We start from the raw sequence: 14,563 nt of genomic DNA on the forward strand, positions 1-14,563 counted from the left end.
TGATCCGTGGGCACCCTGCGGCCGGAAGACGTCCGCGTGCTTGCGCGAATCCACGAGGTGGCGCACTGGCCGGTCGCTGCCATCGCGGCCACGCACGCTGCGATCAGTCCGGCGACGACCGCCACCACCGGAGATGACGGGGCCATCGACGCCCCCAAAGCCGCGACGAAGACCGCGGCGGCGGCGTGGACGAGCCGTTCCGCCGTCGTCGCCCGGCATCGGACCCGCGCGCGATCAGACATCGTGGGGCGATGCTGGGGCGATCAGCACCTGATCCGCGCGGTCCGCGAGCACGGCGCGGAGCGTCGTCATCCCGCCGGAGAGCGATGCGGAATCGAACCCGGATTGATCGAGGATCCGGTGCGCGATCGCCGACCGCACACCGGACGCGCACATCACTCGCACCGGTCGTCCGGCTGCGGCCAGACGTACCTCCCCCACGCGCCCGCGCAGTTGGGTGTGGGGAATGTGAAGCGCGTCGGGGATCATGCCCTCCGCCACTTCCGCGTCGCTTCTCACGTCGAGTATCAGAGAGGTCTCGCGTACTCGTGCGAGGTCCTGAGCGGCCCAGAGCCGCAACGTGCCATCGAGGACGTTGGCGCCGAGCATTCCAGCGAGGTTCACCGGATCCTTGGCTTGACCGTAGGGCGGCGCGTAGGCGAGATCCAGATCGATCAGATCGGCGACCGCCATCCCTGCGCGTATGGCCGTCGCGAGGATATCGATCCGCTTGTCGACGCCGTCGCGGCCACACGCCTGCGCGCCGAGGATTCGTCCGTCTCCCTCCCTGAAGTGCACATTCAGATGGATCGGAGCGGCACCGGGAAAGTACCCGGCATGCTGATTCGGGTGCAGGCTGATCGTGCGGAAATCGATTCCCGACCGAGAGAGCGCCTCGCGGTTCGCGCCGGTGACAGCAACAGTCAACTCCCCGACCCGCACGACGGCCGTACCGAGAGGCTGCGGGATCGGCCGCGCCCGGTCAGGGCGGATGATGGCATCGGCTACCAGGCGTCCGGCACGATTGGCGGGTCCGGCCAGCAACACCGGCCGGCGGATCCCTGTCACGGGATCCTGGCTCAGCACCGCGTCTCCCACGGCCCACACCTTCGGCAGCGACGTGCGCCCGTGCTCGTCGACGATCATCGCCCCGCGCTCACAGGCCACCCCCGCCGCCTCGAAGACGGCCGTATCAGGTCGCACTCCGACAGAGAGCACGATGAGGTCGGCGATCACTTCCGCGCCGTCAGACAGGGTGATGACGTCAGCGTCGTCCCCTGCGACGACGGCCTCGGCGGAGACACCTGTTCGCACATCCACACCCAGTCTGCGCAACTCGTCAGCGATCATCCAGCCGTACTCGGCGTCGACCGGAGGAAGCACATGGTCCGCGAACTCGACAAGAGTGGTCTCGACGCCCTGTAACGCCAAAGCTTCTGCTGCTTCGACGCCGATGAACCCGGCCCCGAGGACGACGGCGCGCCGAACGCCGGCTTCGACATGAGCGCGCAGGTGCACAGCATCCTCCACGCTGCGTAACGTCCGCACCCGCGGCGAGTCCAGCCCGGGAATGTCCGGGCGCGCCGCTCGCGCACCCGGCGCCAAGACCAGAGCGTCATACCCGATGCGCTCCTCGCCCGCCGCGGTGCGGACAACCACGAACTGCGCGCCGGCATCGACACCCACGACATCGTGCCCCGTGCGGACGTCGAGGTTCAACGACGCGCGCAGCAGCTCGGGTGTCTGGACCAGCAGGGAGGCCGCGTCTTCGATCTCGCCCCCCACGAAGTAGGGAAGCCCACAGTTCGCGAACGACACATGAGCGCCGCGCTCGAGTACCAGAATCTCCGCGGTCTCGTCGAGGCGCCGGGCTCGCGCCGCGCAGCTCATGCCGCCGGCGACCCCGCCGACGATGACGATCCTCATGCCGGCCCGTCAGAGTGCGCGGCGATCTGCGCTCGCACGTCGTCCATGTCGAGGCTCCGGACCGCGTCGACGACCTGTTGCAGGCCGGCGCTCGGCAGCGCGCCCGGCTGCGAGAATACGAGGATTCCGTCGCGGAACGCCATCAATGTGGGAATGGATGTGATCTGAAATCCGGAGGCGAGCTCGCGCTCCGCCTCGGTGTCGACCTTGCCGAACACCATGTCCGGATACTTCTCGGACGCGGCCTCGAAGATCGGTCCGAACATTCGACACGGACCGCACCACTCCGCCCAGAAGTCGAGCAGCACGATGCCACCGTCGTCCAGAGTCTGATCGAAGTTCGCCGCCGTGATCTCTCGAGTAGCCATGAATCGAGCATATACCCCTAGGGGTATGGGGTAGTTCAAAGGAGACATCGATGTCGAGGTGATTGGTCGGCTCGTCGAACATCTCGCGATCAACCACAGGAGGCCTCACACTCCTTCTCTCATACCGATCGAAATCTCACCGTGGATCCGTTCGCATGGGTACATGTGGACGACGCAACGACATCACAAGATCTCCGGATCGGATGTCTGTCGTATCCTGGCGGGCGTGTCGGGTTTTTCTACATCACGCTTTCGAGGAACGCGCGCGTGCGCTGGCGTTGCGGGTCGTCGATCAACTGAGACGGCGGGCCGGCTTCGACCACCACGCCTCCGTCCATGAAGACGACCTGATCGGCAACGCTTCGCGCGAAACCGATCTCGTGCGTGACCACGATCATCGTCATTCCGTCGCGCGCGAGTTCCTTCATCACGTCGAGCACGTCGCCGACGAGTTCAGGATCCAGCGCCGAGGTCGGCTCATCGAACAGCATGACCCTCGGATCCATGGCGAGCGCCCTCGCGATCGCGATCCGCTGCTGCTGTCCGCCGGAGAGTTGTGCCGGGTAATGATGCGCGAAGTCGGCGAGGCCGACGCGGGCGAGCAGCGTCATGGCGCGCTCCCGCGCCGCAGCCCGCGAGCGTCCGACCACTCCGACCGGTGCTTCGACGATGTTCTCGAGCGCGGTCATGTGCGGGAACAGATTGAATCTCTGAAACACCATGCCGATCCCTCGCCGTTGGCTGGCCGTCTGGGTCGGCGTCATCTCATGTATCTTGTTGCCCGTCTGCCGGTATCCGATCAGCTCCCCGTTCACGACGATACGTCCTCCGTCGATGGTCTCGAGGTGGTTCACGCATCGCAGAAGGGTCGACTTGCCGGACCCGGACGGCCCCAGAAGCACGGTCACGGTTCCCGCATGCACTTCGAGCGACACATCGCGAAGCACCTGATGCGTGCCGAAGCTCTTACGCACTCGGCGGATCTGCACGAGGGCAGCAGTAGTCGGCGACGTCAGATTCTCGATCGTGTTCATTCGGCAATCACCTTTGTCGTCTGCGTCGGGGGTGCCGGCTCCGCGCCCGGCTTGCTGCGGTCGAGCACGGACCGAAGCCGCTGGAGCGGCGTCGGCGGCAGGGCATGACTTGAGCCGCGTCCGTATCGCCGCTCCAGGTAGTACTGCGGAATGGACAGCACTGTCGTCATGAAGAGGTACCAGATGCTCGCGACGACCAGCATCTCGACCTGTTTGAGGTTCTGCGCGGAGATCGCGGTCGCTGCCGTGTACACCTCGGGCACGGCGATCACCATCAGCAGTGAGGTGCTCTTCATCATGGAGATGGTCTCGTTGCCCATCGGCGGGATGATCATGCGCATGGCCTGAGGCAGCAGCACGCGGCGGAATGTGTACACGGGCGACATGCCGAGCGAGTACGCAGCTTCCCGCTGCCCGTCGTCGACGGAGATCATGCCCGCTCGCACGATCTCCGACGAGTAGGCCGCCTGGTTCAGGGTGAGTGCGAGCGTTCCCGCCACGAACGCGTTGATGAGGTCGTTCGTGTCCACCTGCCAGAACACGATCTCCGTCAGCGGAATGCCCAGCGTGAGCTTCTGGTACAGCAGGCCGAGATAGCCCCAGAGCACGATCTGCACGATCTGCGGTGTGCCACGGAATATCCAGACGTAGAACCACGCCGCTCCCGAGAGGACGGGATTCTTCGACAATCGCATCGCCGCCAGGAGCACGGCGAGAAGAGTCGACACGACCATGGCGATGAGCGTGATCAACACGGTCAGGCCGACGCCCACCAGGATCCGCTTGTCGGCGACGAATCTTCCGATGGTGACGAGGTCGAGGTTCGGATTGGTCACGACGGAATAGAGGAAGAGGGCAAGGATGACCAGCAGAGCGACCGCACCCGACCAGCGCCACGGATGGCGGCGCGGCACTGCGTCGACATCGTCCGCATTGCTGAGACGCTGTGAGCCCTGCGGGGGTGCGATGACTGTCACAGGCCCGCTCCGCCTTGGTTCGTCTCAGCCGACTCCACGGCATAGGAACTCATGTGATTGCGCTCGAGGACCTCCTGGTAGCTGCCCTCGTCGATGAGCGCCTGCAGTGTCTTCTGGATCACTTCGACCAGTTGCGTGTTCTCCTTCAGAACACCGATGCCGCTGTACACCGGGTTGAAGCCGGCGGGGTTCTGCGGATCGCGCACCACTTCGTACGCCTCGCCGTCGTCGGTGGTGACGGCCACGTACTCGGCCACGAGTGCATCGGACGAGTACGCGTCGCTCTTACCTGCACGCAGCGCTGTGAGTGCGTCCGGATCGGTCGGCAACTCCATGACCTCGATCGGGTCTCCCGGGCATTCTGTGGCGCGCAGCAGTTCCCCTTGGACTGTGGCCTTCTGCACCGACACGGTTTTCCCGCACAGATCGGTCAGAGTCTTGATGTTCGTCGGGTTGCCGGCCCGCACGAGGATCGCGAACCCGCCGAGCGTGTAGTCGACGTAGGTGATCGTCTTCTCCCGCTCGGGTGTGTCATTCATACCGCTCATGATGATGTCGTGCTTCTTCGCCTGCAGCGAGGGGATCACGGAGTCGAAGGGCTGCTTCGAGATGACGACATCGATGCCGAGCTTCTGCGCGATGAGTCGGCCGAGTTCGGGGTCGAAGCCGACCTCCCGTCCGTTCTCATCGTAGGAAGCGAATGGCGGATAGGGGATGTCGATGGCGATCCCGATGTAACCCTTCTCTTTGATGTCTGCCGGCAGCAACTTGGTCAGCGACGGGTCCGCGGTGGTCGTGACCTCATCGCCCTGCGGAACATTCGGCTTTCCGGTTTCGTCGCCATCAGCGCCGTTCGTACACCCGGTGAGCGCGAGACTCATGATCGCGAGAGCGCCGATCAACGAGCGGGTGAGTTTCTTGGGCATGGATTCTTCCTTCTTCGTCGATGGGATCCAAAGGGCCTGGGCTCAGGCGAGTCACGCAGGTCGACGTTCTCGACGCGCCCGGTCGCCCTGATTTTCAGAGCGTAGGCGAGGCGCCCTTGCCGTACTTCGTACGTTTTTCACAACCGAGGCCCGTCGGTTGGGAGGATTTCACTACCGAGGTGACTCGTCGAATATTCCCAATGAACGCGCTTTCATTCATGTGATCGGACATCCTCATCGAGAGTTCAGATCTTCACACTGGTATGGACAACACCGTCGATCCGAGGAGCACTGATGCCTGCACGACCGCCAGCCGCACTCCGCGAACAGCTCCTCGATGCCGACACCATGGTCGCCGACATCCTGAAGCTGGTGAGATGCGAGTCACCTTCTGAGGACCATGCCGCGATCGCCCGCAGCGCCGACCTCGTCGACGAGGTCGGCGCGAGGTACCTGGGCAGGCGCGCGGAGCGCATCCTGATCGACGGTGTCACTCACCTCCGCTGGCGCTTCGGCGATTCATCGCGCGTCCTGGTGCTCGGACATCACGACACCGTGTGGCCGATCGGGTCACTCCTGAGCAATCCCGCGCAGGTCCGGGACGGCCGCCTCACCGGGCCCGGATGCTTCGATATGAAGGCGGGTATCGTCATGGCGTTGCACGCGCTCGCCGCACTGGCGTCAACGGAAGGGATCACCCTTCTCATCACCGGTGACGAGGAGCCGGGGTCGACCACTTCCCGTCCGCTCATAGAGGCGGAAGCGCGTAGACACTCCGCCGCGCTGATCCTGGAGGCATCCGGACCGGGAGGGGCACTGAAGACCGAGCGAAAGGGTGTTTCGCACTACGTGGTGAACGTTCTCGGGCGCGCGGCGCACGCCGGCCTCGAGCCGGAGCGCGGCGTCAACGCGACCGTCGAACTCGCCCACCAGGTGCTCGCCGTCGCGGAGCTGAACTCGCCCGAGCTGGGAACCACAGTGACCCCGACCCGCACCGAGGCAGGCAGCACCTCGAACACTGTTCCGGCCGCTGCCTCCTTCACGGTCGATGTCCGGACATCATCGCTCGCAGAGCAGCGGCGAGTGCACCGTGAACTGTCGGCTTTGACCCCTCGACTCGACGGCGCCATCATCGAGATCGTCGGTGGGCCTGCGCATCCGCCGCTGACCCGATCGAGCTCCGCGGCGTTGTTCGAGCGGATCAACCGGATAGCCGCCGACACGACGACCGGAACGTTGGCCGGCATCGCCGTCGGCGGCGCATCCGACGGCAACTTCACCGCGGGTGTCGGCACCCCGACTCTCGACGGCCTGGGCGCTGTCGGCGGAGGAGCGCACGCGGAGGACGAGCACGTCATCGTCGCGGAACTGGTTCCCCGCACCCTCTTGCTTGCGGCCTTGCTCGATGAACTGCGGTACGAGAAGGAGACGAGCTGGTGACGTCCGTCCATGACGGCGTCGCCGGAGCCGGCATCGGCCCACGCGATGACGCGACTCAGGCGGCGAGCCGTTCGGGGGTCGTGATCCGCGAACTGGAAGACATGGGGTCGCTCGCCGCTGTGCAACGGCTCTACGAGCTCGTCTGGCGCACCGGCCCAACCGGCACGCCGGTGACGGCTGATCTCTTGCGAGCTCTGGCGATCTCGGGCAGTCCCGTGTTCGGCGCCTATGACGGTGATGAACTGCTCGGGGCGTGTTTCGGCTTCTGCTCGCCGCCCGGCACCCACAACTTCCACAGTCACATCGCCGGGGTCCCGCGAAGCGCCCAGGGTCGCAGTATCGGGCTGGCACTCAAGCTGCACCAGCGCGCGTGGGCGCTTGAACAGCGAATGACGACGATGACGTGGACGTTCGACCCGGCGATCCGACGCAACGCCCACTTCAACCTGTCGAAGCTCGGTGCAGAGCCCGTCCAGTACTTCTCCGATCTCTACGGGGCGATGGACGACGACGTCAATCGCGATGACGCGAGTGACCGCCTGCTCGTTCGCTGGCAGTTGGACAGGCCTCTCCCTTCCCGGGATGTTGCGCCGCATGGCCGGCTTTCGCATGCGGAGCCGGTTCGCATCCGCGTGCCCGCCGACATCGAGTCGATGCGTCTCGAGGACCCCGCGCGCGCCGCCCGATGGCGCCTCGAATTGCGCCGCGAGCTGGGTGGACGCATGAAGGCCGGAGCCCGGGTTGTGGGATTCGACCGCGAGGGACACTATCTGGTCGAAGCCGCAGGATCTCATACAGATGCAGCTTCGCCACCCGGTCGCTGATCTTGACCCCTTCAGAACCCACAGAGCAGGAGATCGCATGAAACTCACCGGGATCGAGACCCGCATCGTCGAGATGCCACTCGTGACGCCCTTCCGCACCTCATTCGGCACCGAAACCGTCCGGCAGGTGCTGGTCGTGCGTGCCGTCACTGAGGATGCCGAGGGCTGGGGCGAGTGCGGAGCGAGCGAGTCTCCGCTGTACTCCTCCGAATACACGGGCGGTGCGGCCGACGTGCTCGAAGATTTCTTCATCCCCGAGATCCGGACCGCTCAGAGACAGCTCGGAGACGACTTCGACGCGCACCGGATCGCGCCGGTGCTCGCCGGGTTCAAGGGGCATCGTCTGGCGAAATCGTCGTTGGAGACTGCGGTCCTGGATGCTCAACTGCGCGCGCAGGGCGTCTCGTTCGCTGCAGCGCTCGGCGCGGTGCGCGACTCCGTGCCGTGCGGAGTCTCGCTCGGAATCACCGATACCATCGATCAACTGTTGGACACCGTGGCTGCTTCGCTTGAGGCGGGATACCTGCGCATCAAGCTGAAGATCGAACCTGGATGGGACGTCGAGCCCGTGCGTGCGGTGCGGGAACGGTTCGGCGACATCGATCTGCAAGTCGACGCGAACGCGGCGTACCGCCGCAGTGACTTCCGTCTGCTCGCGCGGCTCGACGCGTTCGATCTGACGCTGTTCGAGCAGCCACTGCCCTCCGACGATCTGCTGGGACACGCAGCCCTCGCCCGCGTCATCTCGACGCCCATCTGTCTCGACGAATCGATAACATCCTCCCGGGCGGCTGCCGCCGCCATCGAGCTCGGCGCCTGCAGCATCGTGAACATCAAACCCGGCCGTGTGGGCGGCTATCTCGAGGCGCGACGGATACACGATCTGTGTGCCGCCCACGATGTGCCGGTCTGGTGCGGGGGCATGTTGGAAACCGGGATCGGTCGTGCTGCGAACGTGGCCCTCGCCGCGCTTCCCGGGTTCACCCTGCCCGGCGACACATCCGCTTCGGAGCGCTACTTCGCAACGGACCTCACCGAGCCGTTCCGGCTGGAGAATGGAAGGATCTCGGTACCGAAGGGACCAGGACTCGGCGTGACACCGCTTCCTGAGGTTCTGGAGCGCTTCACTGTGCACCGCGAGTGGAATTCCATGTCCGGCTGACGAGTCCTGCTAGCCTGCTGGCGCCGCCCATACTCCAAGGAGGAGTGATGACAGAGGAACCTTCGCTCCGTCCGGGGACGACGATCGGTCGCATCCTGGCCGAGTTCGGCCCGGCTCATCTTCAGGCCGTCTGCGGCCCGCTCGATCTCACCCGTCGGGTCGAGTCCATCCTCATCCAAGACCCGGAGGACGAGCTCGAAGCTCGAGAGAACGCGCTGGTTCTCGGGATCGGTCTTCGCACCGGCGCCGCCATGCAGACGATCATCGACGGCCTGGCCGCGCACGGTTCCACCGGTCTCGTCGTGCGCGGCCCGTTCGAGGCGACCCCCGCGGTCCGCACCCAGGCGGAGAAGGCAGGAGTCGACGTGCTCTCGCTCTCGCCGGGAGCGTCGTGGGGGCATCTCGCCGCGATGCTGAGAACACTGATGACGCCGCGGGACGTCGACGGCTCGCGCGGAGAGACTTTCGGTGGAATCATCGCAGGCGATCTGTTCGCGGTCGCGAATTCGGTCGCGGCGCTCCTCAAGGCTTCCGTGACCATCGAGGATCGCCATTCGAGACTTCTGGCGTTCTCCAGTGTGCGAGAAGGCGCGGACGCCTCGCGTGTCCAGACGATCCTGGGCCGTCAGGTGCCCGCCCAGTACACCCGCTATCTCGAAGAGGCCGGCGTGTTCCAGGCCATCTATCGCGCCAGCGGATCCGTGACCGTGGCTCCGCTGCCCGAGGAGGCCGGCGCACCTCCGGAGGAGGGAGGCCGAGTGGCCATCGCCGTCCGCGCGGGTGATGAGATCCTCGGTACGATCTGGGTCGCTTCCGAACGTCTGAGCGTCGAGCAGGAGCAGATCCTGCTCGAATCCTCCCGCCTCGCAGCCATGCATCTCGTTTGGCAGCGCACCGACGCTGATGTCGAACGTCGGAGGAGCGCCGAGATCGTGGCATCCGTGCTCCGCGGTGCGTCTGGGAGCGAGGAGGCAGCCCGCAGGCTGGGACTGCGCGACGAGTCGTCGGTCGTTCTCGCGTTGACACTCAGCGTTCCCGGGAGCGGTCACCTCACCTATGCCGATATCGCGACCGAACGCCGCAAGCTCGCCGATGCGTTCGCCACCCATTTGTCGTTCGCGCACCCGAGGGCGGCGTCCGGCCTCATCGAGGACGTGACGTACGGGATCGTGCCGGTTGCGGCGGCCGACTCCGGCTCGATTGCTGTCCGGCTCGCCGAGGACTTCCTCGATCGCGTCCACTCACCGCTTCAGGCTCTCATCGGCATCGGACGCGTCACCTCGGGGCTTGGTGATCTACCGCGCTCACGCTCCCAGGCGGACCGAGCGTTGAAGGTGCTCGAGTCGTCGACACTTGATCGCCGAGTTGCTCGCTTCGACGACGTGTACGCCGAGGCGCTCCTGCTCGAACTGCCCGCAGATGCGACCGAACTCCCTTCAGGTCCGATCGCCCGGCTGGCCGCGTACGACCGCGAGCATCAAAGCTCGCTCGTCGACACCCTCCGCGCCTGGCTCGATGCGTTCGGCGACATCGCCCAGGCGGCCGCTGCGACGTTCGTGCACGGGAACACCTTCCGGTACCGTCTACGACGCGTCACCGAGGTCGGCGGGATCGACCTCGACGATCCTCGGGAGCGGTTCTCAGCGATGCTTCAGATGCAGATCATCGCGCTCGCCGGCGGACAGGCGCCCTCGGAACACGTTCACAACCTCACCGGAAACCAGGGCTAGAGCAACCGACTGGCCATCCGGTTGCGCAGTCGCGGCGGGCCGGTCACCGATCTGGAGCATCCGGCCCGGGTGGCAGCACCCAGTTTTCGTGACCTCCATGAGCCTCGGCCGAGGCAGGAGAGTCGCGAGGACTTCTCCTCGGACTGGCTACCCCTTCACCTGTCCAGGGGCATTCGACAGGACAGAATTGCGGGATGGAGTGGGGAGTCCGGGCGAGGGACGTGTTACGTGAGGTTCTTCTCGGTGTCGTTTGCTGGGAGTGTGGTTTCGAGGTGGGGTGGGCGGTCGCCGCGGGTCTTGATCAGGCTGGCTGTGGTGGCGACGACGATGGTCAGTGCGATGAAGAGGAGGGAGAACCAGATGGGGATCTCGGGGGCCCACTTGATGGCGTCGCCTTTGTTGATGAAGGGCAGTTCGTTCACGTGCATGGCGTGCAGGACGAGCTTGACGCCGATGAAGGCGAGGATCACGGCCAGTCCCTGTGCGAGGTAGACGAGTCGCTCGAGCAGCCCGCCGATGAGGAAGTACAGCTGGCGCAGGCCCATGAGTGCGAACGCGTTGGCGGTGAACACGATGTAGGCCTGTTCGGTCAGCCCGTAGATCGCGGGTATCGAATCGACCGCGAAGATCAGATCGACGAACCCGATGGTGATGATCACCAGGAGCATGGGCGTCACGAAACGCCGACCGTCCTTCACGCCCGTCAGTCGGTCACGATCGTAGGTGTCGCTGACGGGAAGATGGCGGCGGACGAATCTCATGATCCTGCCGTCGGCGGGGTTGGAGTCGCTGTGCGCGAACGCCTGCCGGTACGCGAGAAACAAGAGCAGTGCGCCGAAGAGGTAGAACACCCAGGAGAAGTTCTCGATCAGTGCGGCGCCGACGGCGATGAAGATGCCACGCAGGATCAGGGCGATGATGATGCCGATCATCAGCACCTTCTGCTGGTAGATCTTCGGGACCGCGAATCCGGTCATGACGATGAGGAAGACGAAGAGGTTGTCGATCGACAGGGCCTTCTCGGTCAGGTAGCCGGCGAAGTACTCGCCCCCATAGGTCCATCCCGACACCATGCCGACGGCGACGCCGAAGATCAGGGCGAGACCGATATAGAACGCGGACCAACGCGCCGATTCACCGATCGTCGGTTCGTGGGGTTTGCGGACGTGCGCGAAGAATTCGTAGACGAAGAAGGCGATCGTAACCGCGATCGTGACGCCCCATACGAGCGGGCTGATGTGCAAAAGAGGCTCCAAACCTGGCGCGAACGTCCACGTCCAAGGTCTTCTCCATCTCCTGACCGGAGACCGGTGGCCCGGAATGCGCCCTGCATCCGTAGTGACGAGCCGACCGTGTCGGAGTACTCCCCTTGAGGTTCAAGGCTAAGCGACCCAGTCCGAGCATCCCTGAGAACTCGCCGAATCCGAACCGCCTGCCATTTGCGACGACTGTCGTCCCGCTCATACGGACGTAGGGACGGCCCGCGCTTCATCGATATCGCCGTACCGGCTTCGGTGCTCTGCGATCAGCTCGCAGATGCGTCATTGAAGCCGTGCATCCTCTTGATCGGTGCGGCAGCGGCTGAGCAGAAGAAGGACAGCACCGAGAGGGCTGCCGCGGGATCGGCCGTCGCCGTCGCCACGCCGCCGGCGAAGACGGTTTCGATTGCGCAGTCCGGCGGCAGCACTCCGAGAATCCGGATACCGTCCTGCCCGATCATCTCGCTGAGCTGCTGGAAGCCGATGTCGACCTCGCCGTCAGCGACGAGGCGGGCAACCGGTGTCCCCGACCGTGCCTGGACAAGACGATCGCGCATCTCAGCGGCCATGTTCCAGTTCTCGATCTGACGCAGCAGCGCAGCGCCGCTCGGACCTGTGGAATAGCCAACGCTGCCGGCGTCGCGCAATGCGGCTCGGACGCCCACCGCATCATCGAAGGCGGGCGTTGAGGGAGGAGTCGCGTCGAAGCTCCCCCTCGAGCGAATCGCGATCGCGGTGTGAGACGACGCGAGCGGCGTCACGGAGGACGGCACGACGTGCCCATGCTGGGCCAGATCCTGCAGAGCATCGGATGCCAGAATGACCAGGTCCACCCGCTCTCCCAGCGCCACCCGGCGCGCCGCATCCACACCACCCACTGACTCGATCTCGACCAGGGGAAGACCGATCGCGGCCGAAGCCGCGGACAGCTCGGCGAGAAGCACCCTGGTCGCCATCGAGGATATGGCTCTCATCGGAGGCTCTCGAACGACTCCGCATCGACCTCGGCGCTCTGGACCGGGTTGTACCGCGGACCGGAGACCGATGCCGCGTCGACCAGCTCGCCCGCTCGCCGCAGCAGCCCGGCATCGACGGCGAGATCCGCCGCGGCCAGATTCTCGCGTACGTGGGCGGAACTCGTGGTCCCGGGGATGGGCAAGACGTGTGAGCCTCGGGAGAGCAGCCAGCTCAGGGCGAGTTGAGCCGGGGTGCATCCTGCCTCCACCGCCAGCCTGCGCCAGGCCGGCAGCAACGCGGCGTTGGTGCTCCAGTGCTCCGACTGGAATCTCGGCATCGCCCGACGGATGTCTTTCGCGGCGAAGTACGTCGGGTCTCCGATCGAATCGCTGAGGAACCCCCGAGCGAGTGGCGCGAAAGCCACGAGCGTGACGCCGAGGATCGCCGTGGCCTGCAACATGCCGAGCTCCGGGTTGCGGCTCCACAGCGAGTACTCGTTCTGCACGGCGGCGATCGGTGCAACCGCCTGCGCTTCTCGCAGACGCACCACCGAGACCTCGGACAGCCCGATCGCCCCGATCTTGCCGGCATCCACTGCCTCCGAGAGCGCGCCGACGCTGTCGCCGATGGGTATCGTCTTGTCCCAGCGGTGGAGGTAATAGAGGTCGATGTGGTCCGTTCCGAGGCGCGCCAGCGAAGCGTCGACCTGTGCGCGCAGCGAGTCCGGACGGCCGTCGATCTTCTTGAAGCCATCGACCATGGCCATGCCGCCTTTGCTGGCGAGAACGATCTCGTCGCGGCGTCCACGGATCGCACGGCCGACCAGCTCCTCGTTCCGGCCTCCGCCATAGAGCATGGCAGTGTCGAGCATCTGCGCACCATCGTCGAGAGCCGTGCGCAGCATCTTCAGGGCCACCTCGTCAGAGGGCGGTAGGCCGTACGCGTGACTCAGCGACATGCAGCCGAGTCCGACGCGCGGCAGCTTCACGAGAGTTGCTCCTCCAGCAGACCGAGCACGCGATAGCAGTCGATGACCTGGCGGAGCGATGAGTTGGGCTCGCGACCCTCGCGGATCGCGGCGATGAACTCGCGGTCCTGCAGCTCGATGCCGTTCATGCTGACGGCAACGTGCGAGACATCGATCTGCTCCTCCTTGCCGGTGAACAGGTCGTCGTAGCGCGCGATGTATGTTGCGGTGTCGCCGATGTAGCGGAAGAACGTGCCGAACGGACCTTCGTTGTTGAAGGAGAGCGAGAGCGTGCAGATGGCTCCGCTTTCGCTCTTCAGCTGGATCGACATGTCCATGGCGATGCCGAGTTCGGGATGGATCGGTCCTTGAATGGCGTTCGCCTGCACGATCCTGCCTGCTTGATACGCGAACAGGTCGACGGTGTGCGCGGCGTGATGCCAGAGCAGATGGTCGGTCCAGGAACGCGGCTCGCCTTTCGCGTTCGTGTTGCTCCGCCGGAAGAAGTACGTCTGGACGTCCATCTGCTGCACGGTGAACTCGCCTGCCGCGATGCGCTCGTGCACGAGTTGATGCGATGGGTTGAACCGCCGGGTGTGGCCGACCATGGCCACGCGGTTCGATGCCTCGGCGGCCGCGAGCGTGACTTCGGCATCCGCCAGCGAATCCGCCAGCGGGATCTCGACCTGCACGTGCTTGCCCGCGGCGAGCACCGCCTGCGCCTGCGCCGCGTGCAGACCGGTCGGCGTCGCGAGAATCACGGCATCGACGTCCTCGCGCTCGAGGACGGCGTCGAGGCCGACGACGACGGCCGGGACGCCGTACTTCCCGGCGACCTCGCGCGTCGGCCCCGACCGGGTTCCGCTGACCACCGTCACCTGGGCATCCGGGATGTTGGCCAGTGCGTCCAGGTGCTTCATTCCGAAGGCGCCGGCGGCGCCGACCACTGCTACTCGGACTTTGTCGTTCGTCATCGTTCTCTCCTCGGGGATC

13 protein-coding genes are annotated in these 14,563 nt (G+C 65.4%); 4 read left to right on the forward strand and 9 right to left on the reverse strand.

Annotated elements, in window-relative coordinates; genetic code table 11:
• Window positions 1-234: 234 nt before the first annotated feature.
• From MRBLWO13_RS01570 to MRBLWO13_RS01590, 5 genes are all read right to left on the reverse strand, one after another.
• Window positions 235-1,926 (reverse strand): FAD-dependent oxidoreductase, encoded by a 1,692-nt coding sequence (locus tag MRBLWO13_RS01570; protein ID WP_341976012.1) that lies wholly within the window; start codon window positions 1,924-1,926, stop codon window positions 235-237.
• Window positions 1,923-2,294 (reverse strand): thioredoxin, encoded by a 372-nt coding sequence (trxA, locus tag MRBLWO13_RS01575; RefSeq protein ID WP_341976013.1) that lies wholly within the window; start codon window positions 2,292-2,294, stop codon window positions 1,923-1,925. Before trxA ends, MRBLWO13_RS01570 begins: the two co-directional genes overlap by 4 nt.
• A 239-nt stretch (window positions 2,295-2,533) precedes the next feature.
• On the reverse strand, window positions 2,534-3,328 hold the full coding sequence (locus tag MRBLWO13_RS01580) for an amino acid ABC transporter ATP-binding protein (RefSeq protein ID WP_341976014.1): 795 nt from the start codon (window positions 3,326-3,328) through the stop codon (window positions 2,534-2,536).
• Window positions 3,325-4,305, reverse strand: a complete 981-nt coding sequence (locus tag MRBLWO13_RS01585) for an amino acid ABC transporter permease (RefSeq protein ID WP_341976015.1) — start codon at window positions 4,303-4,305, stop codon at window positions 3,325-3,327. The genes MRBLWO13_RS01580 and MRBLWO13_RS01585 overlap by 4 nt, the downstream gene beginning before the upstream one ends.
• On the reverse strand, window positions 4,302-5,231 hold the full coding sequence (locus MRBLWO13_RS01590) for an ABC transporter substrate-binding protein (RefSeq protein WP_341976016.1): 930 nt from the start codon (window positions 5,229-5,231) through the stop codon (window positions 4,302-4,304). The genes MRBLWO13_RS01585 and MRBLWO13_RS01590 overlap by 4 nt, the downstream gene beginning before the upstream one ends.
• A gap of 294 nt (window positions 5,232-5,525) precedes the next feature.
• Between MRBLWO13_RS01590 and MRBLWO13_RS01595 the strand changes: the two genes are divergently transcribed.
• Genes MRBLWO13_RS01595 through MRBLWO13_RS01610 form a run of 4 tightly spaced genes read left to right on the forward strand, consistent with a single transcriptional unit; the run spans window position 5,526 to window position 10,387 of the window.
• Window positions 5,526-6,671 carry a M20/M25/M40 family metallo-hydrolase gene (locus MRBLWO13_RS01595; RefSeq protein WP_341976017.1) on the forward strand — a complete coding sequence of 382 codons (1,146 nt, stop codon included), beginning with the start codon at window positions 5,526-5,528 and terminating at the stop codon, window positions 6,669-6,671.
• On the forward strand, window positions 6,668-7,495 hold the full coding sequence (locus MRBLWO13_RS01600; RefSeq protein WP_341976018.1) for a GNAT family N-acetyltransferase: 828 nt from the start codon (window positions 6,668-6,670) through the stop codon (window positions 7,493-7,495). Before MRBLWO13_RS01595 ends, MRBLWO13_RS01600 begins: the two co-directional genes overlap by 4 nt.
• A 37-nt stretch (window positions 7,496-7,532) precedes the next feature.
• Window positions 7,533-8,657, forward strand: coding sequence for an o-succinylbenzoate synthase (gene menC / locus MRBLWO13_RS01605; RefSeq protein WP_341976019.1), 1,125 nt, complete (start codon window positions 7,533-7,535; stop codon window positions 8,655-8,657).
• Window positions 8,658-8,704: 47 nt separating this feature from the next.
• Entirely contained in the window at window positions 8,705-10,387 is a 1,683-nt protein-coding gene (locus MRBLWO13_RS01610; RefSeq protein WP_341976020.1) for a helix-turn-helix domain-containing protein, read from the forward strand.
• Window positions 10,388-10,611: 224 nt separating this feature from the next.
• On the opposite strand, the gene MRBLWO13_RS01615 is transcribed toward MRBLWO13_RS01610, so the two are convergent.
• The 4 genes from MRBLWO13_RS01615 to MRBLWO13_RS01630 all read right to left on the reverse strand — a co-directional run bounded on the left by MRBLWO13_RS01615 (window position 10,612) and on the right by MRBLWO13_RS01630 (window position 14,544).
• The gene (locus MRBLWO13_RS01615; RefSeq protein ID WP_341976021.1) at window positions 10,612-11,631 is read right to left on the reverse strand and encodes a TerC family protein; all 1,020 of its coding nucleotides are present in this window, start codon (window positions 11,629-11,631) and stop codon (window positions 10,612-10,614) included.
• A 281-nt stretch (window positions 11,632-11,912) separates the two neighbouring features.
• Entirely contained in the window at window positions 11,913-12,620 is a 708-nt protein-coding gene (locus MRBLWO13_RS01620; RefSeq protein ID WP_341976022.1) for a substrate-binding domain-containing protein, read from the reverse strand.
• Complete coding sequence (locus tag MRBLWO13_RS01625; RefSeq protein WP_341976023.1) at window positions 12,617-13,591, reverse strand: aldo/keto reductase; 975 nt, start codon at window positions 13,589-13,591, stop codon at window positions 12,617-12,619. Before MRBLWO13_RS01625 ends, MRBLWO13_RS01620 begins: the two co-directional genes overlap by 4 nt.
• Entirely contained in the window at window positions 13,588-14,544 is a 957-nt protein-coding gene (locus MRBLWO13_RS01630; protein WP_341976024.1) for a Gfo/Idh/MocA family oxidoreductase, read from the reverse strand. The genes MRBLWO13_RS01625 and MRBLWO13_RS01630 overlap by 4 nt, the downstream gene beginning before the upstream one ends.
• Window positions 14,545-14,563: the final 19 nt, after the last annotated feature.

Origin of the sequence: Microbacterium sp. LWO13-1.2, assembly GCF_038397725.1 — a bacterium.
Classification (GTDB): Bacteria; Actinomycetota; Actinomycetes; order Actinomycetales; family Microbacteriaceae; genus Microbacterium.

Excerpts from the sequence above, each read along its gene's own strand:
- MRBLWO13_RS01620 (WP_341976022.1), bottom strand. The coding sequence starts at position 12,620 with ATGAGAGCCATATCCTCGATGGCGACCAGGGTGCTTCTCGCCGAGCTG.
- MRBLWO13_RS01595 (WP_341976017.1), top strand. The coding sequence starts at position 5,526 with ATGCCTGCACGACCGCCAGCCGCACTCCGCGAACAGCTCCTCGATGCC.
- MRBLWO13_RS01580 (WP_341976014.1), bottom strand. The coding sequence starts at position 3,328 with ATGAACACGATCGAGAATCTGACGTCGCCGACTACTGCTGCCCTCGTG.
- trxA (WP_341976013.1), bottom strand. The coding sequence starts at position 2,294 with ATGGCTACTCGAGAGATCACGGCGGCGAACTTCGATCAGACTCTGGAC.
- MRBLWO13_RS01570 (WP_341976012.1), bottom strand. The coding sequence starts at position 1,926 with ATGAGGATCGTCATCGTCGGCGGGGTCGCCGGCGGCATGAGCTGCGCG.
- MRBLWO13_RS01610 (WP_341976020.1), top strand. The coding sequence starts at position 8,705 with ATGACAGAGGAACCTTCGCTCCGTCCGGGGACGACGATCGGTCGCATC.
- MRBLWO13_RS01630 (WP_341976024.1), bottom strand. The coding sequence starts at position 14,544 with ATGACGAACGACAAAGTCCGAGTAGCAGTGGTCGGCGCCGCCGGCGCC.
- MRBLWO13_RS01590 (WP_341976016.1), bottom strand. The coding sequence starts at position 5,231 with ATGCCCAAGAAACTCACCCGCTCGTTGATCGGCGCTCTCGCGATCATG.
- menC (WP_341976019.1), top strand. The coding sequence starts at position 7,533 with ATGAAACTCACCGGGATCGAGACCCGCATCGTCGAGATGCCACTCGTG.